The 943-nt window shown below is 61.3% G+C and carries 1 protein-coding gene; it reads right to left on the bottom strand.

The genetic code is table 11. From position 1 onward, the window contains the following. Positions 1-895 (bottom strand): IS5 family transposase (locus ACLFKU_RS43670; RefSeq protein ID WP_410853379.1); only part of this gene is annotated, 895 nt, incomplete at its 3' end. Positions 896-943: the final 48 nt, after the last annotated feature.

Below are 943 nucleotides of genomic sequence, written 5' to 3'. Positions count from 1 at the left end.
CATTCTTCGCCAACCCGCGGTAGCGCACCTTCGTGAAGCCCCACAGTCGTTTGACCACCGCGAAGACATGCTCTACGCGTGCGCGGATCCTCGACTTGTTGCGGTTCTTGCCGCGCTGCACCTCATCGACTTCACCCGCGCGGCGGGTGCGCTGATTCGTGAAGTCGCGCGCCTTCGGCGCTTTGCTGTGGATCAGCGCCTTCTGGCTGGCGTATGCGCTGTCACCGTAGACCCGCCGCTCCTGACCGTGCAGCAATTGCGGCAGCGGATGCTTGTCATGCACGTTCGCTGGCGTGAGCACTGCGCTGTGCGCCAGGCCACTCTGGCTGTCCACGCCGATATGCAGCTTCGCGCCGAAGTACCATTGCTTGCCTTTGCGCGTCTGATGCATTTCCGGGTCGCGCGACTTCTGCTCATTCTTCGTTGAGCTCGGCGCACCGATGATCGTGGCATCCACGATCGTGCCGCTCTTGACTTTCATGCCGCTGGACTGAAGCACCCGGCCGACTTCGGCAAACAGCTTCTCGCCCAGTTTGTGGGTTTCGAGAAGACGACGAAATTTGAGCAGCGTGGTGGCGTCTGGCACCGCCTCGCGGCCCAGATCAATTCCCGCAAAGCGACGCAGGCTGGCGCTATCGTAAAGCGCCTCTTCACAGGCGAAATCGGCCAGATTGAACCAGTGCTGGATGAAATGGATGCGCAGCATGCGCTCCAGGCCAATCGGCGGGCGGCCATTGCCGCGCTTCGGGTAATGCGGCTCGACCACCGCGCACAACTCCGCCCACGGCGTAATTGCATTCATCGTATCGAGAAACTCATCGCGCCGCGTCCGTTTGCGGTGCCTCTCGAAACCCGCACCTTCGTCAGCTTCCATCGCCAGCGTCTGCTGCTTCATCCTGTTCTGCCTTCCTTATCCACTCCGCTCTATAACGCTCCGAGTAGC

The sequence above is a fragment of the Paraburkholderia sp. EG304 genome (assembly GCF_046543485.1).
GTDB lineage: Bacteria > Pseudomonadota > Gammaproteobacteria > Burkholderiales > Burkholderiaceae > Paraburkholderia > Paraburkholderia youngii.
Note: the sequence above shows the minus strand (reverse complement) of the source record. Positions and strands in the feature narration are given on the sequence as shown.